This window comes from Acidovorax sp. sif1233 (genome assembly GCF_019218755.1).
Lineage (GTDB): Bacteria > Pseudomonadota > Gammaproteobacteria > Burkholderiales > Burkholderiaceae_C > Acidovorax.
On record NZ_JAHUWZ010000003.1, the window covers coordinates 567,329 to 594,224 of the forward strand.

Annotated in this window: 21 protein-coding genes and 1 tRNA gene; 14 read left to right on the plus strand and 8 right to left on the minus strand. The window is 65.0% G+C overall.

Annotation, left to right across the window (positions count from 1 at the left end):
* Nucleotides 1-181 precede the first annotated feature (181 nt).
* Nucleotides 182-1,984: a methyl-accepting chemotaxis protein gene (locus KW843_RS14265; protein ID WP_218295776.1), complete on the minus strand. Its 1,803-nt coding sequence runs from the start codon at nucleotides 1,982-1,984 to the stop codon at nucleotides 182-184.
* Between the two features lie 152 nt (nucleotides 1,985-2,136).
* Between KW843_RS14265 and KW843_RS14270 the strand changes: the two genes are divergently transcribed.
* Together KW843_RS14270 and KW843_RS14275 are read left to right on the plus strand one after the other, a co-directional pair.
* Nucleotides 2,137-3,006, plus strand: coding sequence for a 3',5'-nucleoside bisphosphate phosphatase (locus tag KW843_RS14270; protein WP_218295777.1), 870 nt, complete (start codon nucleotides 2,137-2,139; stop codon nucleotides 3,004-3,006).
* A 13-nt stretch (nucleotides 3,007-3,019) separates the two neighbouring features.
* Entirely contained in the window at nucleotides 3,020-3,655 is a 636-nt protein-coding gene (locus tag KW843_RS14275) for an L-threonylcarbamoyladenylate synthase (RefSeq protein WP_218295778.1), read from the plus strand.
* Between the two features lie 186 nt (nucleotides 3,656-3,841).
* On the opposite strand, the gene KW843_RS14280 is transcribed toward KW843_RS14275, so the two are convergent.
* Nucleotides 3,842-5,032, minus strand: a complete 1,191-nt coding sequence (locus KW843_RS14280; protein WP_369643118.1) for a methyl-accepting chemotaxis protein — start codon at nucleotides 5,030-5,032, stop codon at nucleotides 3,842-3,844.
* A gap of 225 nt (nucleotides 5,033-5,257) precedes the next feature.
* Between KW843_RS14280 and KW843_RS14285 the strand changes: the two genes are divergently transcribed.
* The 7 genes from KW843_RS14285 (at nucleotide 5,258) to KW843_RS14315 (ending at nucleotide 13,862) form a co-directional block, all read left to right on the plus strand.
* The gene (locus KW843_RS14285; RefSeq protein WP_218295780.1) at nucleotides 5,258-5,926 is read left to right on the plus strand and encodes a site-2 protease family protein; all 669 of its coding nucleotides are present in this window, start codon (nucleotides 5,258-5,260) and stop codon (nucleotides 5,924-5,926) included.
* Between the two features lie 36 nt (nucleotides 5,927-5,962).
* Nucleotides 5,963-7,267 (plus strand): tryptophan--tRNA ligase, encoded by a 1,305-nt coding sequence (locus tag KW843_RS14290; protein ID WP_218295781.1) that lies wholly within the window; start codon nucleotides 5,963-5,965, stop codon nucleotides 7,265-7,267.
* 196 nt (nucleotides 7,268-7,463) lie between these two features.
* Complete coding sequence (locus tag KW843_RS14295; protein ID WP_218295782.1) at nucleotides 7,464-7,724, plus strand: hypothetical protein; 261 nt, start codon at nucleotides 7,464-7,466, stop codon at nucleotides 7,722-7,724.
* A 164-nt stretch (nucleotides 7,725-7,888) separates the two neighbouring features.
* Nucleotides 7,889-8,815: a formylglycine-generating enzyme family protein gene (locus tag KW843_RS14300; protein ID WP_218295839.1), complete on the plus strand. Its 927-nt coding sequence runs from the start codon at nucleotides 7,889-7,891 to the stop codon at nucleotides 8,813-8,815.
* A gap of 140 nt (nucleotides 8,816-8,955) precedes the next feature.
* A complete protein-coding gene (locus KW843_RS14305; RefSeq protein ID WP_218295783.1) occupies nucleotides 8,956-9,654 on the plus strand; it encodes a response regulator transcription factor in 699 nt (232 codons plus the stop codon).
* Between the two features lie 86 nt (nucleotides 9,655-9,740).
* Complete coding sequence (locus KW843_RS14310) at nucleotides 9,741-11,468, plus strand: FecR domain-containing protein (RefSeq protein WP_218295840.1); 1,728 nt, start codon at nucleotides 9,741-9,743, stop codon at nucleotides 11,466-11,468.
* Nucleotides 11,469-11,531: 63 nt separating this feature from the next.
* Entirely contained in the window at nucleotides 11,532-13,862 is a 2,331-nt protein-coding gene (locus KW843_RS14315; protein ID WP_218295784.1) for a CHASE2 domain-containing protein, read from the plus strand.
* Nucleotides 13,863-14,050: 188 nt separating this feature from the next.
* On the opposite strand, the gene KW843_RS14320 is transcribed toward KW843_RS14315, so the two are convergent.
* Nucleotides 14,051-15,646, minus strand: a complete 1,596-nt coding sequence (locus tag KW843_RS14320) for an ATP-binding protein (protein WP_255594758.1) — start codon at nucleotides 15,644-15,646, stop codon at nucleotides 14,051-14,053.
* Between the two features lie 416 nt (nucleotides 15,647-16,062).
* On the opposite strand from KW843_RS14320, the gene KW843_RS14325 reads away from it, so the two are divergent.
* From KW843_RS14325 to KW843_RS14345, 5 genes are all read left to right on the plus strand, one after another.
* Entirely contained in the window at nucleotides 16,063-17,475 is a 1,413-nt protein-coding gene (locus KW843_RS14325; RefSeq protein ID WP_218295786.1) for a glycosyltransferase family 2 protein, read from the plus strand.
* Nucleotides 17,472-18,365, plus strand: a complete 894-nt coding sequence (locus KW843_RS14330) for a hypothetical protein (RefSeq protein WP_218295787.1) — start codon at nucleotides 17,472-17,474, stop codon at nucleotides 18,363-18,365. The genes KW843_RS14325 and KW843_RS14330 overlap by 4 nt, the downstream gene beginning before the upstream one ends.
* 145 nt (nucleotides 18,366-18,510) lie before the next feature.
* Entirely contained in the window at nucleotides 18,511-19,824 is a 1,314-nt protein-coding gene (locus tag KW843_RS14335) for an IPTL-CTERM sorting domain-containing protein (RefSeq protein ID WP_218295788.1), read from the plus strand.
* 213 nt (nucleotides 19,825-20,037) lie between these two features.
* Nucleotides 20,038-20,127: transfer RNA gene (locus KW843_RS14340), tRNA-Ser, on the plus strand.
* A gap of 295 nt (nucleotides 20,128-20,422) precedes the next feature.
* Nucleotides 20,423-21,034 (plus strand): hypothetical protein, encoded by a 612-nt coding sequence (locus tag KW843_RS14345; RefSeq protein ID WP_218295789.1) that lies wholly within the window; start codon nucleotides 20,423-20,425, stop codon nucleotides 21,032-21,034.
* On the opposite strand, the gene dcm is transcribed toward KW843_RS14345, so the two are convergent.
* The 5 genes from dcm to KW843_RS14370 form a co-directional block, all read right to left on the minus strand.
* The gene (gene dcm, locus KW843_RS14350) at nucleotides 20,992-22,500 is read right to left on the minus strand and encodes a DNA (cytosine-5-)-methyltransferase (RefSeq protein ID WP_218295790.1); all 1,509 of its coding nucleotides are present in this window, start codon (nucleotides 22,498-22,500) and stop codon (nucleotides 20,992-20,994) included. The two genes, KW843_RS14345 and dcm, sit on opposite strands and share 43 nt — an antisense overlap.
* Before the next feature lie 35 nt (nucleotides 22,501-22,535).
* Nucleotides 22,536-23,189 (minus strand): hypothetical protein, encoded by a 654-nt coding sequence (locus KW843_RS14355; RefSeq protein WP_218295791.1) that lies wholly within the window; start codon nucleotides 23,187-23,189, stop codon nucleotides 22,536-22,538.
* Nucleotides 23,190-23,196: 7 nt separating this feature from the next.
* On the minus strand, nucleotides 23,197-24,117 hold the full coding sequence (locus tag KW843_RS14360) for a hypothetical protein (protein ID WP_218295792.1): 921 nt from the start codon (nucleotides 24,115-24,117) through the stop codon (nucleotides 23,197-23,199).
* Entirely contained in the window at nucleotides 24,114-25,451 is a 1,338-nt protein-coding gene (locus KW843_RS14365) for a site-specific integrase (protein WP_255594739.1), read from the minus strand. The genes KW843_RS14360 and KW843_RS14365 overlap by 4 nt, the downstream gene beginning before the upstream one ends.
* 583 nt (nucleotides 25,452-26,034) lie before the next feature.
* Entirely contained in the window at nucleotides 26,035-26,532 is a 498-nt protein-coding gene (locus tag KW843_RS14370) for a DUF1643 domain-containing protein (protein WP_218295793.1), read from the minus strand.
* Nucleotides 26,533-26,896 lie beyond the last annotated feature (364 nt).

The following is a 26,896-nucleotide window of genomic DNA, read 5'->3' on the forward strand; positions in this document are numbered from 1 at the left end:
ACGGACCGCGAGCGGCGCAAACGGGGCACAGAGGTGGAACGGGGGAGGCAAGAGTCAGGGCGCCAGCGCCCCCTGGCGCCTATTTTTGCAAAAAATGGCCTCCAGCGCTTGCTGGTCAAGCGCCTTCAGCTATTATTTCGAGAGCAATCAGTTCGGTAGCGGCCAGGGCCTCCACCCCGGATCAGAAGCTTTCCCACTCATCGTCGTTGCCTCCCGAGGTGGCGCGTGGCGCCGGTGGGTGAGATGGTGCCGGGGCAGCCGCCTTGGGGGCGGCGGCCGGCGCGGGGGAAGACAGCCGCGCGGCCGCTGGCGCCTTGGTGCTGGCCGCGGGCTTGCCGCTGGCACTGGTACCCACGCGGGCCTTGGCGGCGGGGGCGGGCCTCGGCGCCATGGCGGGTGGCGCGGAACGGGCGGGCGCGGTGGGAGCCCGGCTGGCCACGGCCCCCACGTTGAACATGGCCACCACCTCGGCCAGCCTCTGCGCCTGGTCGCGCATCGAGGCCGCCGCCGCCGTCGACTCCTCCACCAGCGCCGCGTTCTGTTGCGTCATCTGGTCGAGGTGCGTCACCGCCTGGTTCACCTGGGCGATACCGTCGCGCTGCTCTGTCGAGGATGCCGTGATCTCTCCAATGAGGTCGCTCACCCGCTGCACGCTCGCCACGATTTCCTCCATGCTCTGGCCCGCCTGCGCCACCTGGGCCGACCCCGATTCCACGTTCTGCACCGAGGCGCTGATCAGGGTCTTGATTTCCTTGGCCGCCTCGGCGCTGCGCCCGGCCAGGCTGCGCACTTCGCTGGCCACCACCGCGAAGCCCCGGCCCTGCTCGCCCGCGCGGGCCGCCTCCACCGCAGCATTCAGCGCCAGGATGTTGGTCTGGAAGGCAATGCCGTCGATGACGCCGATGATGTCGTTGATCTTGCGCGAGCTGTCGGTGATCTGCTGCATGCTGGTGACCACCTGGCCCACCACTTCGCCACCGCGTGCCGCCGCCTGCGCGGCCGTTCCGGCCAGCTGGTTGGCCTGGCGCGCGGTGTCCGCCGACTGGCTCACCGTGGCCGTCAGCTCTTCCATGCTCGCCGCCGTCTCTTCCAGGTTGGAGGCCGTCTGCTCCGTGCGCGCCGACAGGTCGTGGTTGCCGTTGGCGATCTGGATCGACGCCGACGAGACCGAGTCCACCCCCGAGCGCACCTCGCTCACCACGCCGCGAAGGCGGTCTGACATGGCCGACAGGGCCCGCGTGAGCATGCCCAGCTCGTCCTTGCGGTCGTCGTGGATGTTCTGCGTGAGGTCGCCCGCCGAGATGGCCTCGGCCAGGGCCACCGCGCGGTCCAGCGGCGCCGTGATGGAGCGCACCAGCATCGCGGCCAGCAGCATGCCCAGCAGCACCACGGCGACGGCTGCCACGGCACCGATCAGCACCAGGTTGCCGCGCGTGTCGTGCGCCGCACGGACGGCTTCGTCGCGCTGGCTTTGCTGCGCGGCCACGAACTTGTCGATGGCCTCCAGGTAGGCCACGGCCTTGGGGCGGTAGACGTTCGCCAGGTACGCCTGCTTGGCCGCCGCATCGCCCGCATCCGTCAGCTCCTTGAGCTTGTCGGTCTGGCCCCGGATATCCGCACGCGTGGCCGCCACCTGCGCGAGCGCCGCCTTGTCCTCGGGCGAGACGGAGGTCTTGTTGATCTTTTCCTGCACCGGCGTGATGCGCGCGGTGAGCGCGGCCACCCGGGTGTCGAAGTCGGCCTTGAGCGCCTGGTCGGTGGTGACGAAACTCGCCATCGACATCGTCACGGCCACCTCGGCCAGGCCGCGCCAGGTCACGGCGGTGGTGATGGCGGCTTCGTATTTTTCCACGGCCTCTTCGGTGGACGCCGTCACCTGCCGGCCGTACCACTGGGTCCAGATGGCCGAGACCAGCATGAGCGCCAGAAGGCCCAGGATGACGCTCCACATCTTGTGGGACACGCGCAGGTCGTTGAATTTCATGGTTGCTCCTTGGAACGCCTACGATGGTCTGAAAGGACTGCCCGGCACATGGCCCCGGCCGAGGTTGCCGGGCCGCCGGGCGCAATGCCCCTGACTGCAGTGTTGCTGGGTTCGGCAAGGCACGTTATCGGTACAAGCCCTAAAATGGCCTCGTGACAACCATACTCAACGCCGACCTGCACTGCCATTCCGTGGTATCCGACGGAACCATGACCCCCGAGGACCTGGCCGCGCGGGCCAGGGCAAACGGTGTCGAGCTGTGGGCGTTGACCGACCATGACGAAATCGGCGGCCAGCACCGCGCCCGCGCAGCCGCCCACGCACAGGGCATGGCCTATCTCACGGGTACCGAGATTTCCGTCACCTTCGCCGACACCACCGTCCACATCGTCGGCCTGGGGTTCGACCCCGACGACGCGCAGCTGGCCCAGGGCCTGGCCGCGACCCGGGGCGGGCGCGGCGAACGCGCCAAGGACATGGCCCAGCAGCTGGCCCAGGTGGGCATCCAGGGCGCGTATGAAGGCGCCCTGCAGTTCGTGGGCAACCCGGCACTGATCTCGCGCACGCATTTCGCTCGCTTCCTGGTGGAAACCGGGGTCTGCAAGGACACCTCCGAGGTGTTCCGCAAGTTCCTCACCGAAGGCAAGCCCGGCTACGTGCCGCACCGCTGGGCGTCGCTGGGCGACGCCGTGCGCTGGATCACGGACGCGGGCGGCATGGCGATCATTGCCCACCCGGCGCGCTACAAGTTCAGCGCCAATGAGGAATTCGCGCTGTTTTCCGAGTTCAAGACCCACGGCGGGCGCGGGGTGGAGGTCGTCACCGGCAGCCACAGCGCTGCCGAATACGTCACCTACGCCGGCATGGCGCAGGAATTCGGCCTGGCCGCGTCGCGCGGCAGCGACTTCCACAGCCCCGATGAATCGCACACCGACCTGGGCACTCTGCCGCTGCTGCCCGGCGCGCTGACACCCGTGTGGGAGCTGCTGTCCGACCGCATCCTCCATCCGGCCAACGCCTGAGGCGCACCCGTTCATGGCCCAGTATTTCGAAGTCCATCCCGACAACCCGCAGCCCCGCCTGCTCAAGCAGGCGGCGGCGCTGCTGCAAAAGGGCGGCATCGTGGCCGTGCCCACCGACTCCAGCTATGCCCTCGTCTGCCACCTGGACGACAAGGACGCCGTGGACCGCCTGCGCCGCATCCGCCAGGTGGACGACAGGCACCACCTCACGCTGCTGTGCCGCGACCTGTCGGAGCTGGCCAACTATGCGCGCGTGGACAACCGGCAGTACCGCCTGCTGAAGCTGGGCACGCCCGGCCCCTACACCTTCATCCTCGAAGCCACCAAGGAAGTGCCGCGCCGCGTGAGCCACCCCTCACGCAAGACCATCGGCCTGCGCGTGCCCGACCGCAAGGGCCTGCAGCTGCTGCTGGAGCTGCACGGCGCTCCCTTGCTGGCCACCACGCTGATACCCGCTGGCGAGACGGAACCGCTGAACGACCCGCAGGAAATCCGCGAGCGCTATGAAAAGCTGGTGGATGCCGTGGTGGATGCGGGCGCCTGCCCGCTGGAGCCCACCACGGTGGTGGACCTGACCCCCATGGGCACCGGCGGCGAACCCGAAGTGATGCGCGAAGGCCGGGGCAGCTTGAAGGCTCTGGGGCTGTAAAAACTGCAGGCCCCGGGGGCCCGCCCTGCGCCCGCGCAGAGCGGTCTTGAGGATCGGCAAAAGCACATTTCAGGCTACCGCGCCCAAAAACTGGCGCTGCCAAGAACCAGCGCCACCGTGGAACTGGCTCCGCCAGGCCACCGGTGGCGTCCTCCTGAGGGGGAAGCGGCGCAGCCGCTCAGGGGGCTACAGCTTGAACGCACCCACGGCCTGCTCCAGGTCCCGGGCCTGCGCGGTGAGCGAGGTCGCGGTGGACACGGCGCTCTGAACCAGCGCGGCCGTTTCCTGCGTGGAGCCATCCATGTGCGACACCGCCACATTCACGTGGCTGATGGCCTCGCTCTGCTCGCGCAGGGCGATGGAGATTTCCCCCAGCAGCGCGCTCACCTGGCCCACGGCGGTCACGATTTCGGCCATGGTCTTGCCAGCCTTGCCCACCTGGCCGGCGCCGCTCTCCACCTGCTCCACCGACGCGCTGATGAGCGCCTTGATCTCGCGCGCGGCGACCGCGCTGCGCTGGGCCAGGTTGCGCACCTCGCTGGCCACCACCGCGAAGCCCCGGCCCTGCTCGCCCGCGCGGGCGGCCTCCACGGCGGCGTTCAGCGCCAGGATGTTGGTCTGGAAGGCAATGCCTTCGATGACCTGGATGATGTCCACGATCTTGCGCGAGCTGCCGCTGATGGCCTGCATGGTCTGCACCACCTCGCCCACCACGGTGCCGCCGTGCTCGGCGATGGCCGAGGCCTTGACGGCCAGGCCGCTGGCGGAATGGGCGCGCTCGGCGTTCTGGCGCACGGTGGCGGTCAGTTGCTCCATGCTGGCCGCCGTTTCGGTCAGGGAGGACACCTGGTCCTCCGCACGGCGGGACAGGTCGGTGTTCCCATGGTCGATGTTCACCGCGGAGGCGCTGATGGCATCCGCATCCTGCTTGATGCGCGACACCAGGTCGGTCAGCGTGTCTTCCATGGTGCCCAGCGCTCCCAGCAGCCGGCCGAAGTCCCCTTCCAGGTCCGAACTGAATTCCTGGCTCAGGTCCCCCGAGGCCACGGTTTCGGCGATCAGGATGGCCTGGTTGAGCGGGCTGACAATGCCGCTGCGCAGCGTGAGAAAAGCCACCAGCGAGAGCGCGAACACCGCCAGCCCGCCGCCCACGATCCAGCCGCGCGCGCCTTGCAGGTGCTCCTGCGCCTGCGTGGCCTTGGCCGTGCGTTCACCGTCCGCGGCGGCGTTGCTGGCCGTGGACACCGCGCCGCGGTAGGCGTCTTCGGCCCGGCCGATCCTGGACATCGCCATGCCCATGGTCAGCGCCACCAGCAGGGCGATGCCCCCGAACGCAAGAATGAGGCGGGTTCCGATTTTGAGGTGATCCAAGGGCACGGGAATGTCTCCGAAAGGGGTCTGCGTAGTATGAGTGTGGGCCAGAGCGCAAGAAAAGGGCTGGACGCGAGCCCAACAGATGCAATTCGTTACGCCATGCCACATGCTATCAACGATTTGTCCGCCACTCCCGATCTTGTCGTACCACTGGCCGCCACGCTGCCCGGCCGGCCCCTCCTCCCGCGCGGCCCGGGACCCATGCCACGCGTCTGAGACAATCGACAGGTGGACATCTCCAATCTCATCCAAACCGTTCTGATCTACGCCCTGCCGGTGCTGTTCGCCATCACCGTGCACGAGGCAGCCCATGGCTACGCCGCGCGCCACTTTGGCGACAACACCGCGTACATGATGGGCCGGATCACCCTCAACCCGCTCAAGCACATCGACCCGGTCGGCACCATCCTGATGCCGCTGCTGCTGTACTTCGCGACCTCGGGGGCCTTCCTGTTCGGCTATGCCAAGCCCGTGCCGGTCAACTTCGGCAACCTGCGCAACCCCAAGAAGCACATGGTGTGGGTGGCGCTGGCGGGGCCCGCCTCCAACTTCATCCAGGCCATCGTCTGGGCCGTGCTGCTGGTGTCCCTGGTGGGCTTTGGCGTGGACGAGCGCTTCTTCATCGAAATGGCCCGCGCCGGGGTGCTGGTCAACCTGGTGATGTGGGCGTTCAACCTGTTTCCGCTGCCTCCGCTCGACGGCGGGCGCATCCTGGTGGGCCTGCTGCCCTGGAAACAGGCCCACATGGTCTCGCGCATCGAGCCCTGGGGCTTCTTCATCGTGATGGGCCTCGTGATCGCGGGCGTGGTGGGCACGCTGTGGCTGCGCCCGCTGATGTCGCTGGGCTACGGCGCCATCAACCTGCTGCTCACGCCGCTCACCGCCTTGCTGCGCTGATCGCCTTTTCTCCCCCTTTTTGCTGACACCGTCTCCATGAGCACCACGCGCTTTCTCACCGGCATCACCACCACGGGCACGCCCCACCTGGGCAACTTCGTGGGTTCCATCCGCCCGTCCGTGGCCGCCAGCCTCACGCCCGGCGTGCAGAGCTTTTACTTCCTGGCCGACTACCACGCGCTCATCAAGTGCGAAGACCCGGCGCGCATCCAGCGCTCCACGCTGGAGATCGCGGCGAGCTGGCTGGCCGCAGGGCTGAACCCCGAGAAGGTCACGTTCTACCGCCAGTCCGACATCCCCGAAATTCCCGAGCTGACATGGCTGCTGACCTGCGTGACCGGCAAGGGAGTGCTCAACCGCGCCCACGCCTACAAGGCCAGCGTGGACAAGAACACCGCCGCCGGGCGCGAACAGGACGACGGCGTGACGGCCGGGCTGTTCATGTACCCCGTGCTCATGGGCGCCGACATCCTGATGTTCAAGGCCCACAAGGTGCCCGTGGGCCGCGACCAGATCCAGCACATCGAGATGGCGCGCGACATGGCCGCGAGCTTCAACCACCTGTATGGCGAGCATTTCGTGCTGCCCGAGGCGGCCATCGACGACCATGTGGCCACCCTGCCCGGGCTGGACGGCCGCAAGATGAGCAAGAGCTACGACAACACCATCCCGCTGTTCAGCTCGCGCGAGCAGCTCAAGAAGCTCATCGGCGGCATCCTGACCGATTCGCGCGCGCCCGCCGAGCCCAAGGAGGTCGAAGGCTCCGCGCTGTTCCAGATCTACCAGGCCTTCGCCACGCCCGCGGAGACCGAGGCCCTGCGCAAGGCCTACGCCGACGGCATCGCCTGGGGTGATGCCAAGAACACCCTGTTCGAGCGCGTGGACCAGGTGATCGCCCCCATGCGCGCGCAGTACGAGGAACTCATCCACAACCCCGCGCGCATCGAGCAAACGCTGCTGGCCGGTGCCGAACGCGCCCGCGCGCTGGCCACGCCGTTCATCCGCGAGCTGCGCGCCGCCGTCGGGCTGCGCAGCCTGGCGCAGGCCACGGCGGCGGCCAAGCCCGCCAAGGCCGCGAAAGCCGCGCTGCCTTCGTTCAAGCAGTACCGCGAAGCCGACGGCAAGTTCTACTTCAAGCTCGTGGATGCAGACGGCCGCCTGCTGCTGCAAAGCATCGGTTTTGACGCGCCCAAGGAAGCTGGCCAGGCCATTGCCCAGCTACAAAAGGACAGCACGGCGCTGCAAACCCTGGCCCCGCGCCTGGCACCAGTGGACGGCGTGCAGGCCGCCGAGGTGGCTGCCGCCCTGCAGGCCCTGGCCGAGGCAGCCGCTGCGGCGTAAGCCGGGCACTCTGGCCGCGCCTGGGCATTGCACAGAAATGCTCTTGTTTTTATAGCAATCAAGGCACATGGTGATTGCGCCTGGAGCCTGAATAGGTAAAAAATGGCGCCACGCGCCGCGTCTTGACGGCTACGAGCATCCCTGGCGTGCGGGCATGTGCGTAAACTGGGTTCCCTGATCTGCTCGGGAGACTTCCATGAAACTGCTGTGTGCCTCGGTGTCAGTGCTGGCCTTGCTCGCCGGCTGCAATGCGACCAACCCCCATGGCCCCTCGGGCCCCATGGCCTCGGGCCGCGACCGCACTTTCAGTGTGCCGGTCTATGGCCCAGACACCTCCCAGGCCTACGCCGCGGCCAGCCGCGAATGCCAGCGCATGGCCCTGCACGCCAAACTGCTGCGCAACGACGGCTCGCGCCTGGTGTTCGAATGCGTGAGTGAGTTGCAGGACAAGCCTTGAGGCCACGCGCCCACGCCGCCCCATTGCCGGCATCACCGGCATTGCCGTCAGTTCGCCGTGGGGCGCTGATAGTGGTGGTGACTGCGCTGCTGGCCGGCTGCCAGCACCCACCGGCAGCGCAGGACGCGCGCCCCGCCACGGCCCCCTGGGTCAACAGCCTGGGCATGGCCTTTGTCCGGGTGCCGGCGGGCAGCTTCTGGATGGGTGGCGTCCCGCCGCTCGAGACCCTGGAAAAAGCCTTCCCGCTGCTGGAGCGCCAGCGCTTGACCGACCTGGCAGACGAGTCCCCGGCCCACGAGGTGCACATCACCCGCGCCTTCTACCTGGGCCAGCACGAGGTCACGGTGGGGCAGTTCCGGCGCTTTGTCGACGCATCCGGGTACCAGCCCGAGTCCGAGGCGGACGGCACCGGCGGCTATGGCTACAACCCTGCCTACGACCCGGCCACCACGCGGCGCGGCGATGCGTTTGAGGGCCGCGACCCGCGCTATTCGTGGCGCAACCCCGGCTTCGCGCAAGGCCCGGACCACCCGGTCGTCAACGTGACCTGGAACGACGCCCAGGCCCTGGCCCGGTGGCTGAGCCGCACCGAAGGCCACCGCTACCGCCTGCCCACCGAGGCCGAATGGGAGTACGCCTGCCGCGCGGGCACCCGCACCCGCTACCCCCACGGCGATGACCCGCAGGGGCTGCTGCGCACCGCCAATACCTTCGACCAGGAGGCCGCCCCCCTGTGGCCCCGCTGGCGGCAGCACGCGCTGGAGGGCAGCGACGGCCACGCCTTCACCGCGCCCGTGGGCAGCTATGCGCCCAATGCCTTCGGGCTGCACGACATGCTGGGCAATGCCTGGGAATGGGTGTCGGACTGGCACGGGGACACGTACTACGCACAGTCTCCGCACGACGACCCGCAGGGGCCCGACGAAGGCTCGGTGCGCGTGCGCAGGGGAGGCTCGTGGCACACATGGTCGTTCTACGCGCGCTGCGGCTACCGCAACTGGAACAGCCCGCAGACCCGCTACACCCTGGTCGGCATGCGGCTGGTGCGCGAGATTGCTCCAGAGTCCCGCCCCTTGGCCCCCGACCGCTGAACGGCGCCCGCCCCTCCCCGTCCCCGGCGCGCCACAAACCGTCAACAAATGTCAACTTGCTGACGGCACCGCGTGCCCGCCCCCTCGGAGGCGGTGGTTCTCGCAAATAATCCGCAATTGCATTCTCGACGGGGGAAACCATGCGCATAGCCGCGTTGGACGACGATGCGCTCCAGCTGGATCTGATCAAACAGGCCACGGAGGCAATGGGCCATGTCTGCCACACCCATCTCAATGGCGCGGACCTGCTGCGTGAAATGCGCCGCGAAACCTTTGACCTGCTGATCGTGGACTGGCACCTGCCAGACACCACCGGGCCGGAAGTGGTGCGCTGGGTGCGCAAGAACGTGGGCACCCAGTTGCCCATCCTGTTCGTGACGCACCGCCAGGAAGAGCGCGACATCGTCGAAGGCCTGGGCAGCGGCGCGGACGACTTCATGGTCAAGCCCGTGCGCATCGGCGAGCTCAATGCCCGCGTCTCGGCCTTGCTGCGCCGCGCCTATCCGGACAATGCGGGCGGCGTGGTGGAGTTCGGGCGCTACCGCTTCCTGTGCGAGACCCGCTCCATCGAAATCGACGGCGTGCCGGTGGAGCTGAAGAACCGCGAGTACGATCTCGCCCTGTTCCTGTTTCAGAACATGGGCCGGCTGCTGTCGCGCGACCACCTCAAGGACATCATCTGGGGCCAGGTCGCGGATGTGATGTCGCGCTCGCTGGACACCCACATCTCGCGCCTGCGCACCCTGCTGGACCTGCGGCCTTCCAACGGTTTCATCGTCTCGGCGGTCTACGGCGTGGGCTACCGTTTTGAAGCCGTGGAGGCCCAGCGAAGGGCCTGACCCGAACCACCTTCCACGGCCCCCAGAGGGCGCCGTGGCCTGCCCAGCCGCCCGAGGCGGCACAAAGGAGATCTGACTTGGCAACGATGAAAGGGCGCGTCCGCTGGACCCTGGGCGCCACCGCGGCACTCACCCTCGGCTTCCTGGCGAGCCTGGTGCCCCCCCGCGCCGAGGCCCGCTCCGCCACGCCCCAGGGCGACGAGATTCCCCACACCGTGCAGGCAGGGGACACGCTCGAAGGCCTGGCCAGATCCTATCTGGCCGCCCCCCACCAATGGCCGCTGCTGCAGGCCCGCAACAAGGTGGCCAACCCCCGGCGCCTGCAGCCGGGCTCGGTGGTGTGGATTCCGGTGCACCTGCAGCCTTCGGAGCCGGCCACCGTGGAGTTCGTGCACGGCATGGCCACCGGGCAGGCGCGCGCGGATGCCGCGCCGGAGCCCCTTGTGAAGGGCGGCCGGCTCGATGAAGGCGCCGTGGTGCAGGTCGGCCCCGATGCCTTCGTGGCCGTCAAGCTCGCGGATGGCACGGTGGTACGGGTCCAGGCCCATTCCGAGCTGCAACTGCGGCAGCTGCGCCGGCGAGGGCGCGCGGGCAGCCTGCAATCGGTGCTGGAGATGCGCAGCGGCGCGGTGGAGTCCTCGGTGCCACCCAGCGCCGAGGCGTTTCGCCGCTTCGAGCTGCGCACGCCGCTGGCCGTGACCAGCGTGCGCGGCACCCATTTCAGCGTGGCGATGGGCGACGCCGGCCAGACCACCGCCTCGGTGCAAAGCGGCTCCGTGGCGGTGCAGCCGCGCCCGGACGGTGCCACCGCCGCCCCCGCGCCCACCGGCGCCATGCTCGCGCCGGGCCAGGGCCTGGCCGTGGCGGCCGATGGCACCGTCGGCGCCCCCCGGCCCCTGCTGGCGGCGCCCGACACGTCGGGCGTGCCGGCCACGCTGGGGGATGCGGGCCTGCTGGCCATCGATGTGCCCGCGCTGCCCGGCGCGGTCCGCTACGAGGCCCAGGTGGCCCGGGACCCGGATTTCACCCAGGTGCTGCGCCACGGCCGCTTCGCGGACGGCCATCTGCGCTGGAAAGCCCTGGAAGACGGCAAGTACTACCTGTCCGTGCGCGCACTGGACGATGCGGGCATCCCGGGGCTGCCCGCCGTGCTGCCCTTCGCGATCAAGACGCGCCCCGTGGCGCCGCTGTACCAGCAGCCCGCGCCCGGCGCCGTGGTGGTCAGCGGCACGGGCGAGCTGCTGTGCACCCACGTGCCCGGCGCGCGCTGGTACCGCGTGCAGGTGGCCGGCAGCGCCCAGTTCGCCCAGCCGCTGCTCGATGCGCAGCGGCTGGGCGAGTGCCGCCTGCCCCTGGGTGCCCTGCCCGCGGGCAGCTACTTCTGGCGCGTGGCCAGCCTGCTGGAACTGCCCGATGGCCAGGCCGACCAGGGGCCGTTTGCACCGCCCCAGCCCTTCATGGTGGCGGACCGCCCCGCCACCCTGTCCCTGCAGTCGGTGCAGGCACAGGAAGGCGACACCGACGTGCGCCTGCACTGGCCTGCGCTGCCCGGCCAGCGATTCCGCCTGCAGCTGGCCGGTGCCGGCGACCTCGCATTCGACAAGCTCGTGCTCGACACCCTGCTCGATGCTCCCGAATGGCGGGCCGGCAACCTGCCCGCGGGCAGCTACCTGGTGCGCATCCAGGTGCAGGATTCCACGGGCCTGCAAAGCGACTTCTCGCCGCCACGCCAGATCCGGGTGGGTTCAGGGGTCAGCACGGGCACCGGCCTGCCGGTCTCCACATCGAACGGCCAGCCCGTGGGGCGGCCTTGAGAGCCCGCCCGCGCCCCAGCCCGGCACCGCGCCCGCAGCCCAGGGCACGGAGAGGCTGAGCCGATGCGGACCGCCGGACGGACCCGGGGCCAGCAGCGGCGCCTGGAATGGAGCCTCCTGTCCATCGCCCTGCTGGGGCTGGTGGCGTGGCTCAGCACCGCCGACAGCCTGAGCCGGGTGAACCACCTGGTGCAGGATGCCGGCCTGCGCCTGATCTCCCGCCCCGCGCACCCCGACATCGTGATCGTGGCCATCGACGACCCCAGCATCGCGGCGATCGGCCGCTGGCCCTGGCGGCGGGCGCTGCACGCGGAACTGATCGCGCGGGTGTCGGCCCAGCAGCCCCGCGCCATCGGCATGGACGTGCTCTTCAACGAGGAGGACCTGGACTACCCCGGCGACGACGTGCTGCTGGCCGACGCCATGCAGCGCAGCAGGCGCGTGGTGCTGCCGGTGCTGCGGCGCGGCCATGGCCCGGCCGCCGACACGGCCGACCTGCCCTGGCCCGCGTTCGCGGATGCCGCGGCCCGCCTGGGCCACGTGCACGTGGTGCCGGACAACGACGGCGTGGTGCGCAGCCTGTACCTGCAGGAAGGGCCGGCCGCGGCGCCCTGGCCCCACTTCAGCATGGCGCTGCAGTGCGTGGCGGACCCCGCCCTGGCGCACTGCGCCGCCCCGCGCGCCGGGCCGGGGAACGCCGAGCCCGCGCGCATGGCGGCCCCCGGCCCATGGCAGCGCGCCGACCGCACCCTGATTGCCTACGCTGGCGGACCGGGCCACTTCACCACCTACTCGTACATCGCCGTCTTGCGCGGCCAGGTCCCCGCGGATGCGTTTCGCGGCAAGTACGTGCTCGTGGGCGCGGCCGCCGCCGGCCTGGGCGACATGTTTGCCACCCCCATGAGCCAGCAGTCGCGGCTCATGCCCGGCGTGGAGGTGGTGGCCCAGGTGCTGGACGGCCGCCTCTCGGGTGTGCGGATCCAGCCAGCCGCCCCCGCCCTCAACACCTTGTTCAACCTGGCCCCGGTGGCGGGCGCGCTGCTGGCCCTGCTGCTGGTGGGGCCGTTCATCGCGTTGCTCACCAGCGCGGGGCTGGGGGTGGCCACCCTGCTGCTGAGCGTGGCCCTGCCCTGGTGGGTGGGCCTGCAGTTCGCGCCCGCCGCGGCACTGACCGGGCTCGTGCTGGCCTACCCCCTGTGGAGCTGGCGCCGCCTGAGCGCGGCCGCCCACTTCCTGCGGCTGGAAATGGAGCGCCTGCAGCGCGACGGCCTGTCGATGCGGCTGCAGCCCCGCACGGGCGATTCGGGCGATTTCCTGGAAAAACGCATCAACGCCGTGGAGCGCGCATCCCGCCAGCTGCGCGACCTGCACCACTTCGTGAGCGAGAGCCTGCAGCAGCTGCCCTCGCCCACCATCGTCTGCGACCCCCAGGGGCGGATCCTGCTCACCAACGTGGCAGCGCGCCGCCACGTGGGCGGAGACCCGCTGGTGCCGCTGCAGGGGCAGTCCGTGGTCGACCTGCTTCAGGACCTGGTGCAGACCGGCACCGGGCAGCCGCTCATCACGCAGGACAAGCTGCTCAACCAGTGCATGCCCGAACAAAGCGAAGGCAGCGACGCCCAGGGCCGCAGCCTGCTGGTGCAGTGCAGGCCCTTCACCGACCTGGCCAAGGCGGGCTGGCTGATGACGCTGGTGGACCTCACCGAGATGCGGCGCGCACAGCTGCAGCGCGACCAGGCGATGAACTTCATCTCGCACGACATCCGCACCCCCAATGCCTCCATCCTGACGCTGCTGGAAATGCAGCGTGCCTACCCCGGCCGCATGCCGGGCGACGAGCTGATGCTGCGCATCGAGCGCTATGCGCGCGCATCCCTGGGCATGGCGGAAAACTTCGTGAAGCTGGCCAGCGCCGAGACGCAGGAATACCGGATGGCCCCCCTGGACCTGGTGGCGGCGCTGGCCGAAACGGTCGACGACATCTGGGCCCTGGCCCGCGACCGTGGCGTAGAGGTCACCATCGCCGCCGCGCCGGAGACCGCCCCCGCCGTGGGCGACCGCGCCATGCTGTGCCGCGCGCTGGCCAACGTTCTGCACAACGCCGTCAAGTTCAGCCCCGAAGAAGGCGTGGTGCAGTGCTCCATCGTGCAGCGGGGCCGCCATTGGGTCGTGTCGGTGCGCGACGAAGGCCCCGGCATCGCCCCGGAACTGCAGGGCCAGCTGTTCGCGCCGTTTCGCCGGCTGCATGACCGCAGCCACCCCGCCATCGGAGGCGTGGGGCTCGGGCTGGCGCTGGTGCACACGGTGATCCAGCGCCACGGGGGGACACTGGAAGTGGACAGCGATGCGGGGCGCGGGGCGGAGTTCAGGCTGGTGCTGCCGCTGCGGGCATGATGACCGATGCAGGCCGGCAGCCCGGAGGTTGCCAGGCTCCAGCTTGCTACACATTCAATAGCATGTCGCGCTTGTGCATCAGGCGCCATCGGCACTTTTTGCTCCTGCTTGCCAGCCTCTTCCCCGGCGCATCCGCCACCTGCCAGTTTCTGGGATGGGCACGCCGTGCCGCGCATGCGGGGCTTTCTTCAGCCCGTGGCCCCGGCATCCTGCGGTGTCGGCGCCTGGGGCAGAGAAAAGCTGAAGGTGGCGCCCGCGTTCAATGCGCCGAGAGCCCACACGCGCCCCCCATGCCGCACCACGATGCGCTGCACAAAAGCCAGGCCCACCCCCGTGCCAGGGAACTCCTCGGCGGTGTGCAGCCGCTGGAACAGTTCAAACAGCCGGTCCACCCTGGCCATGTCGAACCCGATGCCCTGGTCGGCCACCTGGTAGACACATTCACCGCCGTCCCCGCTGCCGGAAATCTGGATGTGCGCGCCCTGCGGGCCGCTGTACTTGACCGCATTGGAGATCAGGTTCACCCACACCTGCCGGAGCAGGGCCCGGTCGCCCCAGCCTTCCGGCAGCGGCGCCACCGCGAACGCGGCATCGCGCCCCGGTCCGGTGTGCCGCACGTCCGCGATGACCTGCTCGACCAGGGCATTCATGTCGACGCGGGCAGGGTGCATGGGCTGGCGCCCCAGGCGCGCGAAATCCAGCAGGTCGCGGATCAACTGCCCCATCTTTCGCGCGCTGTCGTCGATCACCTTGAGCATCCGCCGCGTTTCCGCATCCTGGTGGCTGTCGGAACGCTCGAGCAGCATGCCCGCGAACCCCTGAATCACGCGGACGGGCGCCTGCAGATCGTGCGATATGGAATAGGAGAAGGCATCCAGCTCCCGGTTTTTCTCCACCAGTTCCGCCGCCTGGGTCTGGATCTGCCGCCGCTTTTCTCGCTCCGCCTGGTAGGCCGCCGCCAGCCTTGCGTGGAGCATCGTGTTCTCCACCAGAAGCACCGCCAGCAGCGCCGTGGAGGCCATCAGCCCGTACAGGCGTCCGGCGTAGAAACCCAGGTCGAAGCGTCCGCCGTTGAGCACGGCGGAGAGCGCGATGTCAAACAGCCACGCGCACATGGTGACCACGAGCAAGAGGTCCAGCACCACCAGCGGCCTGCGCCGCAGGAGCAGCAGCAGCGCGACCACGCTGACGCCCCAGACGGTGGTGACGACGGCCAGCATGGTCGGCGTGTACCGGCTGCCCTGCATGATCGGCGGCAGCAGCGACTGACCCACGGTCGCCAGCGCAGTGAGGGCTGCCACGGCCGCCAGCACGGCGGCCACGCTGATCGCGGTGGAAAAAAGAAAACCCGCTTGCGCGGGCGCGGCTTCGGGCTGACTGGCCGCCGCTGGCTTGCTCAGCGCGTACCCAATCACCGCCGCCGGGAACCCGGCGTGCCAGAACATGTACAGCCAGGCAGTGCTCTGCGGCCCCGCGCCCAGCCAGCCGCCCTCAGCGACCAGGCCCGGAAACGTGAGCGCGTGCGCGACCGCCACCAGGGCCGTGAACAGGTACCCGCAGGCCAGAACGCGCAGGCCCGCATGCCCCAGGATGCGGTACTGGCCCCACAGCATGACCGCGGTGATCAGATCGCTCAGCACCAGGGCGGATTGATAGGCGGGGATGAACGCGCCCATCTTTGGCAGGGGCAGCTTGGCGAAGGGCATGGCCGCCAGAAACAGCACGGCCGACACGACAACGGCGCCCAGGGCCCAGCGCCGTCCCACGGGGCCCGCGGGTGCCATTGCCAAGAAAATCGGTCGCTCTGGAGTGGTTGCCTCGGTGCCCATGGTGGTTTTTGCACACGTCGAATGCCGCAGAAACGCCAGGAAAATCCCTGCCCGGCGGCGCGGCGCCCCATGCCCGGACAAGGTCCATCATGGCCTAAGGCGCCCAGAGTGCAAAGAAAAAGCGCTCTGTACGGACCCGGGGTTCCGCGCAAGGCCATGCACCGCGCGGGCACGCGCCCGGCGGCGGGCCCGCACAGTTGCTTTTGCGCCCGCTGGGCGGCCTGCAGGGCCATTGCGGTTGACGCGCATCCACGCCAGCAGCAAAATTCGCACACCACAGTTTCAATTTTTTACAAATACGCACCTGCTTGTGACCTGGGCCGCGCCCCACCCGCCTGCCCCCGACTACAGCCCACAAGGCGAGTTTCCCGATGACGCGCAACCTCCAGACAAGCCCTGCGGCCCTGCCCACGCTCGAACCGCAGCGCGCGGCCAGCCCCGCCAGCACATCGTCGCCAGCCCCAGCAGCCACGAAGTGGGCACGGCCGTACCTGTCGGTGCGGTGGAAATTTGCGTTCGCATTGTTCGCCGGGGTGGTGTGGATGGCTTTTTCCATCTATGCCGCGGATGCCTGGGTGCACGATCTGGCGCGGGTCATCAGCCCGTGGGCGGCCTACCCGGTGATCTACGGCATCGCGGTGGTGCCGGGCTTCATGAACGCATTCCTGGTGGTCAGCCTGCTGCTGGACCGGCGCCCCGCGGCAAGACACTCCAGCGCGCGCCTGCCGGGAATCACCATCCTCGTGGCGGCCTACAACGAGGAGGAAAGCATCGTCTCCACGATCGAGAGCATCGCGCGCCAGGAGTACGAGGGGCCGTTGCAGGTCGTGGTGATCAATGATGGCTCGAAGGATTCCACCGCCGAAAAGCTCGCGGGCCTGAACTATCCGTGGCTGCAGGTGCTCAACCTTGAACACAACGTGGGCAAGGCCAACGCGCTCAACGCCGGCCTGGCCCTGGTCCGCCACCACCTGACCATCACCGTCGACGGGGACTCCTACCTTCACCACAGCGCGCTGCACAACCTGGTGCGCCGCTACATGAGCGATCCGCCCAACACCCGTGCCGTGGCAGGCGCGGTACTCGTGCGCAATTCCCGCAAGAACATGGTCACAGCCATTCAGGAATGGGACTATTTCCATGGCATTGCCGCCATCAAGCGCCTGCAGAGCCTGTACCAGGGCACCCTCGTGGCCCAAGGCGCGTTTTCGGTGTACGACACGGCCATCCTTCGCGAACTCGGCGGATGGGCCCATACGGTGGGTGAAGACATCGTGCTCACATGGGCGATCCTGGAGCGCGGACATCGCGTCGGCTTCGCGGAGAACGCCTGCCTTTTCACGAACGCACCCGATACCTGGCTGCAGTTCATCCGCCAGCGCCAGCGCTGGTCGCGAGGGCTCATCGAGGCCTTCAAATCGCACTGGCGCCTGCTGTTCAAGCCGCGCATGACCACCTTGTTCATCTGGTGGAACCTGCTGTTTCCCTACATGGATCTGGTCTATACATTCGCCTTCGTTCCAGGCCTCGTGCTGGCGCTGTTTGGCGTGTACTGGATCGCGGGGCCCATGACACTGCTGGTGCTGCCGCTCGCTATGATTGTCAACTACCTCATGTTCACCGTCCAGGCCAAGATGTTCACCGAACAGGGGCTCAAGGTCCGCCGCAACGTGCTGGGGTTTATCTTCTACGCCTTGTTTTACAGCGTGGTGCTGCAGCCCGCATGCGTGCTGGGCTACATCAAGGAACTGGTCAGCCGGTCAAAGAATTGGGGTACGAAATGAAGGGGCGTTTCATTGGCGCGCTGGCGGTGCTCTGTGCCTGCGGCGTGCAGGCACAGTCGGTTTCGGGCTCGTTCTTCGCCAGCCGCGATTCAGACGACTTCCATGAAAGCAGGCAGACGCTGGGCTATGCGAATGCCGCTGGCTGGGGCCTGCGCGCCGGAGCCCTGCGCTACACGGCGCCGGGCTGGGCGGCCAGCGGCAGCCTCGCGGCAGGCACCTACAAGCAAACCAGCAAGGAACGCACCATCGACGCCAGTCTGGGCGCCGCCCGCGTGGCGGGCACCAGCTACCTCGTGGGGGGGCTCGACTACATGGAGCGGCTGACCCCTTCCACGGCGCTGGGGGTGAGCGTGGAAAGAGACCTGGTGAACTCCATCCGAGGCATCGAGAACGGCACGCATTTCACAGCCCTGGCACTGGTTCTCGACCACGCCTTCACCGAGCGATTCAACGTCGGGGTGGCGGCAGGCACGGCGCTGTTCTCCAACGACAACAACCGCCCAATACTGCGCACCCGCTGGAACTACTCGCTGGACGAACGCTATGGGCTCAATGCCTACATAAAAACGCGCAGCTACCACAACACCAACGCCTACCGGCCAGAGTACTTCTCACCAGAGCGGCTGCATGAGGCATCGGCGGGCCTGTCGTCGCGGTTCGAGGTGGCGCAGGTGGTGGTGCTGAGCGCCAGCATCGATGCCGGCCAGCAGCGCGTCGATGGCGCGTCGGAGCCGATATGGCGGGGCGCCATCGGCCTCGCATCACGGCGCAGCAGCCCGGTCCAGTGGTTTGTCGGCATCGAGGCCAGCAACACGGCGCCCTTGTTCTCCGGCCAGGCCGGGTCATACCGGTACACCAGCGCTTCCGGACGGGTGAGCCTGCCCTTCTGATCACCGATGAGGCCGGGCACATGCGAGACTCACTGGCCGTGGGGGCGATGCAACTGCAATCGCAGGCGTGTCGCCACAGGTACGCAGGCAGCGTGGATGCGCTGTGTCAAATGAAACGCTTCTTGGACTGTACGGGATCAAAACCATGATGCTCTTTCGCCGCCGCATCGCAGCTCTCCTCGTTCTGGCCGCCGGAGCTTTTCTGTCCTCGGCCTACGCTCAGGATCTGACTGTCTCGAAGAGCCATGCCGGGAGCTTCTTGCAAGGCCAGGTGGGGGCCACCTATACCGTGTCGGTGTCCAATACCGGGGGTGCGCCCAGTGCGGGTGCAGTCACCGTCTCGGACACGGTGCCTGCCGGACTCACTCCCACAGCGGCAGCGGGTGCTGGCTGGGTCTGCAGCATCGTGGCCCAATCTGTCTCATGCACCCGCAGCGATCCGCTCGCCGCTGGCGCAAGCTATCCACCGATCACCTTGACCGTGAATGTGTCGCCGGCAGCGCCCCCGTCCCTGACGAACACCGTGACGGTTGCAGGGGGCGGGGATATCAACTCCTCGAACAATTCCGCATTGGATGTGACAACCATCGGGGCGGGCCCCGATCTTGTGCTCACCAAAGGCCATACAGGCAATTTCACGCAAGGCCAGATTGGCGCCGCATATACATTGACGGTATCCAATACTGGCGGCTCGCCCACCTCAGGCCTCGTGACGCTGACCGATACTGTGCCTGCAGGATTGACACCGACTACCGCTTCAGGAACCGGCTGGACTTGCAACATTGCGGGCCAAACTGCCACATGCACTCGGTCAGATCCCTTGGCATCAGGCGCGAGTTATCCCGTCGTCACCTTGACCGTGAATGTCGCGGCCAATGCGCCAGCGAGCGTGACCAACACTGCTACGGTGACAGGAGGCAGCGATGTGAATGCAGCCAACAACACGGCTACCGATCCTGCGACAGTCATTCCGTTGCTACCGGATCTGACCGTGGCCATGCCGGCCAATGGCCCGTTCAGCCAGGGGCAGACAGGCGCCACCTACACGATCACTGCATCCAATGGCGGAGTGGGCCCGACGAGCGGCGCAGTCACCGTGACCGATGTCCTTCCTCCTGGGCTGAGTGCAACAGCCTTGGCGGGCGCTGGCTGGGCCTGCACGCTCGCGACGCTGACCTGCACCCGAAGCGATCCGCTGAGTGCGGGCGCGAGCTATCCCTCCATCACATTGACTGTGGATATCGCGGCCAATGCACCCGCTTCGGTCACCAATGGCGCCCAGGTTTCTGGTGGTGGGGAGACGAATACCGCCAACAACCTTGCCACAGTGGTGACGGCTGTTGCTGTTGTACCCGTGTCGCCAGCCTCCATCCCCACCCTAACCGAGTGGGCCTTGGTTGGCCTGTCCGCACTGCTGGCCATGTTTGGGCTAGCGAGGATGCGGCGCCGCACTGCCTGATAGCCGCTTCGCTCCAGCACCTACCCAGCAGCCTACCCATCGCTCCAGAGTTCAGAGGCTCCCGTCTGGCCGTGGGCCGCACGCTGGTGGCGGTGCTGGAAAACTACCAGCAGGCGGACGGCAGCGCAACGGTGCCCGAGGTACCGCCCCCTGGGTAGCACTGCCGCGCGAAGGCCCTGAAAAACTTGCTATACTCGCAGGCTTCGACACACAGGAGAGGTGGCAGAGTGGTCGAATGTACCTGACTCGAAATCAGGCGTAGTGGCAACACTACCGTGGGTTCGAATCCCACCCTCTCCGCCAGTAAGCAAGCAAAAACGGGCCCTCGCGGCCCGTTTTTCATTTCTACCCCCCAAGTTACCCATCGCGCTGGGCTGGGAGTTGGCTCTCTAGCAGTTGCTTCGCATGCAAACTGATCCATTGAAGTGCGGATGACAACCTGAATTGTTCTTTCGCCATGAGGCCCAAGGTCCACCAGGTATTCGCTTGGCTGTGGATCCCAAAGAAATCTTGCCACTGTGTTGAATAACAGACGGCAACACATCTCGTCTATCATCCCCTTACCCACGCATACCGCGCGGAAAGGATGCCAGACCACATGCGAACACCAGCGCAAGACGCGTTACGACGCGAATTAGAACATTATAAATTCGGGCTTACCGAGAAAATCGTTGGGGAGGCCGTAGAGTATGTTCATAGTACGCTCGACTCAATTGACGCCCCACTGCAGGCTGCAGCTGATACTCGCCTTTCTCAATTGGTCGAACTTGCAAACCTATCGGCCATTATTGGGAATTTATTCAGAGTCGGAATTTGCAAATCCTCTGACGGTATTTTCTTGCCAAATGCGCCGCACACGTATCCAGATCTTCTAGCAAATAAGGACTACGTTGATGCCTGCGACATCGAAATCAAAGTAGCACTCGAGAACAACAAGCCTAAGGGGCACCTTGTTAAGCCTGGGCCGCACATGACCGTAAGGTATGTGTTAGCAGATGAAAAAGGCATTTATACACGAGGCAAGACTAATCGAGGTGTCGTGCCATGGATTTGGGAGGTTCGTATTGGTGAATTGCAGTTTGCGCACTTTAACTTTAGTAACACCGAGGGTGACTCGGGTAAGACAGCCGTTATTAATGCAGCAGGCATGCAAAATCTCAGCGTTGTTTACTTCGACAAAGCTCGTTGTCCACTAGTACGCGGAATATGAATTGGATCTTGGTCGGATATAGCCTGTGCGATTATCTTTCCGAGCAATGGAGGCACAGCATTTCCAATTTGTTTTACGACCTGCGCCGTTGAGCCAGAAAATTCAAAACTATCGGGGAAGCTTTGGATTCTTGCGCCTTCCCTAGGGGTCAAAGCTCTATCTTGAAATGGGTGAATACACCTGTTTGAGGATGGATGCACGAAATTGACAGTGATAGTGTTGCTTGGTCTATCCGCATCCAAACGGCTATAGCATGAGCTAAAGCCGCTTGTCACCATACCAGCAGGCAAGTCTTTAATCGAAGATCCTGAATGCCGAATAATTTCCATCATTTTTTCCGAGTGTTTAGTGGCTTTGTGCCAGGTCAACACCGTTGACCCATCTCGAATGGTTTTTTGGAAATCAGTCAATTTGTCGTTTGAAGAGTAGGCGGTCACCTCGTCGCCTGATGCCACAGCGGGCAAATCACCGATTGCATCTATCACCGTTACAGCGGGTTGTAGGACCGTCTTTTCCAGCTCAATCGATGACATCAGTTCTGCTCGCCTCCCTGCCATGCTCCGATAACTAACATAATGAGTGGGCGAAGGCCATATAAAATCTACTCCGACCCTATTGCCTACAATTACCACGCGCTCTCTATTTTGAGGAACGCCAAATGAAGCGGCATTGATAATTCTCCAACTGGTTGAATATCCCATTTCCTTAAAGGCAGTTAATATAGCATTCAGCTTTTCCCCGCCTTCGTGGGTTACAAGACCGACAACGTTCTCAAAAACGAACCAGCGCGGATTGAGGCCTGCGAGCATAAGCACGTAATGTTCAACAAGCGAGTTCCTTTGGTCTGACTCCGTTAGTGCTCGAAAGGGCCTTATCGAAGAAAATCCTTGACATGGAGGGCCGCCAACAATTACATCTATATTTCCGGCGGCCCTGCCAATAACTTGAGGATTCGTTTCGCGGATATCCCCGGCAATTCCTAATGCGTGCTCATGATTTGCCGTGAATGTGGCAATTCTGTCAGGTAATAGATCGATTCCACCTATAGTCACGAAACTACCGGTCTGCTCAAAACCATAGGATAAGCCACCTGCGCCACAAAAAAGATCTAGTACACGCCAACGCTTATCGCTAGCACTTACTGGGCTTCGCGGCCCTGTGAATTCGAGATTTCCTCGCTTGCTGGTTGTATATCCTTCTCCGGGAGTGGCCTTCGGAGCGAACATTTCATACGCACTTTGCACATCAGACGGGTCAACGCCAAGAGCTAGCCCAAGGCTAACAGCTGTCTTACTATCGAGCTCTAGCAATCCTCGTTCGATTTTTTTTAGTTGTTCGAGAGGTATGGAGGCGGCTTCAGAGAGCTCGCTAAGCTTCAGTTTCGCTCGTACTCGAAGCGTTCTAACGCCACCGGAAAAATCATTCGTAATATTCACAAAGCTATCTCTATTTCTCAATTGATCCACCGACTCGGTCGGTTATTCTTGTCAGGCCTCGCACCCTAAAATCCGCTTTGAAATCTCTCCACGTCGGCGCATACCTCTGGACTCTCGGCATTGTCGGTGCTACGCATCTGCTCCGCCAAGCAAGGCTTTTGTGATCCGGTCGCAGACAGCGGCGGCAGGCAACGGCAGGGGTATTTCGACCATGAGTGCATGGCCTTCGCAAGTGTTTGCCGTGGCTTCCCCAGCCACACTGCCGACACGTAGACCTGTCCCAGTAGACCTGAGTTTTGACTTAGTCCTTGGATTGTCGTCATGTGCGGGCTCTCGTCCTCATAAGCTGGCGCGTCCGTGAGCCCGCCCGCTTTTTTTGTAGACCAGGGCGGGCTACGGAGCGACAAAGGAAGATTTTCGCGCACAGGCTTCCGAGATTTAGCGAGACACCCCTTGCGGCTGTCCTGATCTTTGATTGCATAGCAGCGATCCCGTGATCCCTTGATTTCCGCCAGACACTGGTTGCGGTTGTCGCCATCCTTGATGCGGTAGCAACTTCCAGAGTCCCGCTTGACCTGCGCCAGACAGTACGCCCGCTTGTCCGCATCCTTGATCGCGTAGCACTCCGAGATGCCCGCCATAGCCTCCCCCATCCAGGCCATTGCGATCATGCAGAGCGGCAGGAGGAGGTATCTTCTCGCTATGTTGTTGATGGTCATGGTGCCCTCATTCGCAGATGCTGTGGAAGATGGCCTGCTCCTCGCCAGCGGTGCATATGGTCAGTTGTTGCCCATCACGTTGCCAGCGGAATCTACACATGGCCATCCCTGATCCGCTACAGGTCTGCATTTCCGGACGGCCCTCGCATCGCGTGTCACCCTCCATGCATTGATCTGCATCTTTGGAGATCACAGGCTGCCAGCCATCACGCATGAGCACCACCCGCACCTGTGCATAGGATTCGTTGCGAGCGAATGGCGGGACGGGATGGCGATTGGGTGTGGACCGGGTCTGCGACTCATCCACCACAGGCGGTGCAGAGTGATCATTCCCATCTGGTGCCTTGCGGGAGACCATGAGTGGCGCGCGATTCTCTGCTGCCACGGTTTTGCCGGTGACCGTCTGCCATTGCCCCGCATATGCCCAATAGGTCTGCCCTTGGTAGGTGACCAGCATGCGTTTGGGCTTGAGGGGATCTGCATCCTTAGATGATTGCCATTCCATCCAGTCCGCCCTCACTGGATCATCATGCGTCACCTCACGGCATTGCCCGCGAGCGATCTTGCGCATGGCCTCCGATCTCCATGCCGCCGCATCGCGCTGCATGTAGGAGTCGCTGGTGATGATGCGTCTTTGCATGTCCGGTTGGTGACGGAATTTCTCCAGCAGGGCTTGGTTCGTCACATCCTTGGCCTCGATGATTTCATCGAAAGATTGTTGTTGATGGCACAGCAGGGCAGGCTCGGTCATGGCCGGGTGCAGTTCCAGTTCTACATCCGGTATGAGCAGTGCGACCGGGGCCATGACGACGACAGCCAGCCCGTACCACGCCAGCACTACCTTGGCCTTGCCTATCCAGCCCTGTGCCCACTTGGCCGATGACCATGCCCTGAGTGTTTGCCATTTGGTGGCGAGATAGTCGTTCATTGCATTGCTCCCTCTGTGTTGTTGTGCTGATCGGGTGTGTTTTCCCGTGTTGATGCGAGTGGGTCAGAGCTATGACCGGCGGTCATATTTCCTGTGCGCGGACCGAGGGCGTAGTCCGCCCAGTCCTGCATGAGTTGCTGCCGTTTGGCGAGGAGGTCACCACGCCGATACGCGGCCTCTACCTTGTTGCCCACCGCATGGGCCAGCGCCATTTCTGCGACCTCGTTCGGGTAGTCGGTTTGCTCTGCGCACCAATCGCGGAAGGTGGATCGGAACCCGTGCGGCACCGCCTCCAGCTTCAGGCGACGGAGTACCGCCGTGAGCGTCATGTCCGAGAGCGCACTACCCAGTTCGGGGTCACGGCTGTTGGGGCTGGGGAATACATACGCCTTGCCCGAGGTGCGTCCTGCTGCGAGCGCGAGCGCTTTCATTTCTTGCAGGAGTGCGATAGCTGCATCCGACAGCGGCACCCGATGGGCCTTGCTGGCCTTCATGCGTTCAGCGGGGATCGTCCAGACGCGCCCAGCCAGATCGACCTCCTCCCAGGTAGCGCCTCGAACTTCTCCGGATCGAGCAGCTGTCAGGATCACGAATAGCAGGGCCTTGGCACCCATTCCCTCCTGACCCACGAGCTGTTCCATGAATACTGGCAACTGCACATAGGGCAGCGCCTGAAAATGCGTGGTCTTTGTCACCTTTCCGGGAGCAGGCAACAGCTTGTCCAGCAGCCCCTTCCAGCGCGCAGGATTGGAGTCGGTGCGGTAGCCTCGTGCAATGGCCCAGTCGATGATCGATTCGATGCGACCGCGCAGGCGGGTAGCGGTCTCCGTCTTGTTGGACCAGATCGGCTCCAGCACCTTGAGCACCATTGCCAGCGATATATCCCGCACAGGCATCTTGCCCAGTACAGGCGTGGCGTACATATCCAGCGACCGTTGCCACTGCTGTGCATGCTTGGCGTTCTTCCAGCCTTTCTCATGCGAGGCGATGTAGCGCTTGGTCGCTTCACCGAATGTCATGCTGGTGTGGATTTCCGCGACCAGACGGGCGCGCGCCCGGCGACGATCCTCGATAGGGTCAATGCCCTGCGCCAATTTGGCTCGCGCTACACGCGCGGCTTCCCGAGCATCGGCGAGCGAGACAGATGGGTAGGAGCCCAGGCCCAGATCCCGTCGTTTGCCCGCCACCTGATATCGCAGTATCCAGCTGCGTGAGCCGTACTTCGTCACGTTGAGGATCAGACCGCGCACACCACCGACATGGGTGCTACCACGGCGCCAGAGCGCGGCGACCTGGGCCGCGCCCAACTCCTTGCGGGGTTCGCGGGGGATCATGGCTGAACCTCCGCTGATGCAGGACACGGATAGCCAGGGGGCTCATAGATCAGTACCTGCCACTCGCACACCGAGGCACGAGAGAGGGTTGAAGCAGGGTCACCCCCATCCATGGCGCTCAGTTCACTCTCGACGGCGTGAGTTTGGCCCTCGGAGAGCCAGTCGGCCCAGGTCCGGTAGCGGGCGATCATCCCGGGGTCGCGCTGGTGGAGATACATGACCTGCAGGGGCGCAGGTGGGTTCGGTGCAGTCAATCGAATTTCCTCCTTGTCCACCACTCTGGAGAATTTGGAGGGCCTGTAGGAAATTTCGATTTCATCGTCCCGGAACCCGCATGGGGCAAGGCGATGCTCTCCTCTCCCCAAGTTTATTGAGTTAGTTGCTATCAATTCCATATCAATGACTCCTATGTCATTGATTTTCAATAGCTTTTTTCAGAGGCGGAGAGGGGGTGTCCGGAGCAGTCGCGCTGCCTTGAGGGACGAGACAGGGGGCGAGTTTTCTTGCGACGCGAGACACGGAGACTACCCGGCGATGGGGAACGTGGAAGAGAGATCAGCGGATAGACCTACCCGCCATCTGTTCAGGCCATTTCGTAGGGTTCGAGCGTCCAGCTGTAGTCCAGGTACAGAGGATGCCGAGGATGGCCATTGACCGTCAGATCACCGAATCGGCGCCATTGGGGCTGGTACTTTGCCAGCCGTTCATGCAATGCATCACGCGCCCGGAGGAGATAGGGCCGGTTCACTACGGAAGTACCCCAGGCCGCCCATATGGTTGGCGTGGGGTATTGCGCGACGGTCTTCTCAATGGCTTCCAGATTGCGCTCGTAGGCCACGGGGTCAGCCTTGGGTGGCAGGTCTTTGGGATCGGTGGCCCGTACTGGGTAGAGATTCAGCATGACAAATCCATCGAATCCGCATTGCTGAGCGACCTTCTCCACGCGGGTCACAGTGGGGTCAAGTTTCACTTGGGTGGCGGTGCTGGGATTGAGGCCGATGACCAGCAGCGGACGGGCTCCGGAGTGGCCCAGCGTGTAGCGCCATTGGTCGTTGTGGTCGGAGTGGTAGATGTCGTACATGGGCACTTTCAGAGGGCATTCGTCGCGTCTGCCCAGTCCGCTCCGGCTCAGGCATCAGATTATTTTGTACCACATATGCGGGTGCATAGAGTCGTCAGGGGACGGACAGTCCCTGCCCATGACCAGGGACGAGGCATTGATCGCAGCGTTTGCCGACGAGCTTCGCTCCCGGCGTGCTGCGTTGCGCTTGTCCCAGGAGGAGTTGGCTCATCGCGCGGGTATCAATCGGACATATATTGAATCGCCCCGGGTTTTCTAGACACCTCTGAGCCTCAAACCTGAGGCCCAATAGGAGGTGCCATGAGTAAGCAAAGATACCCCGAAGAATTCAAGACCGAAGCGGTCAAACAGATCACCGAGCGTG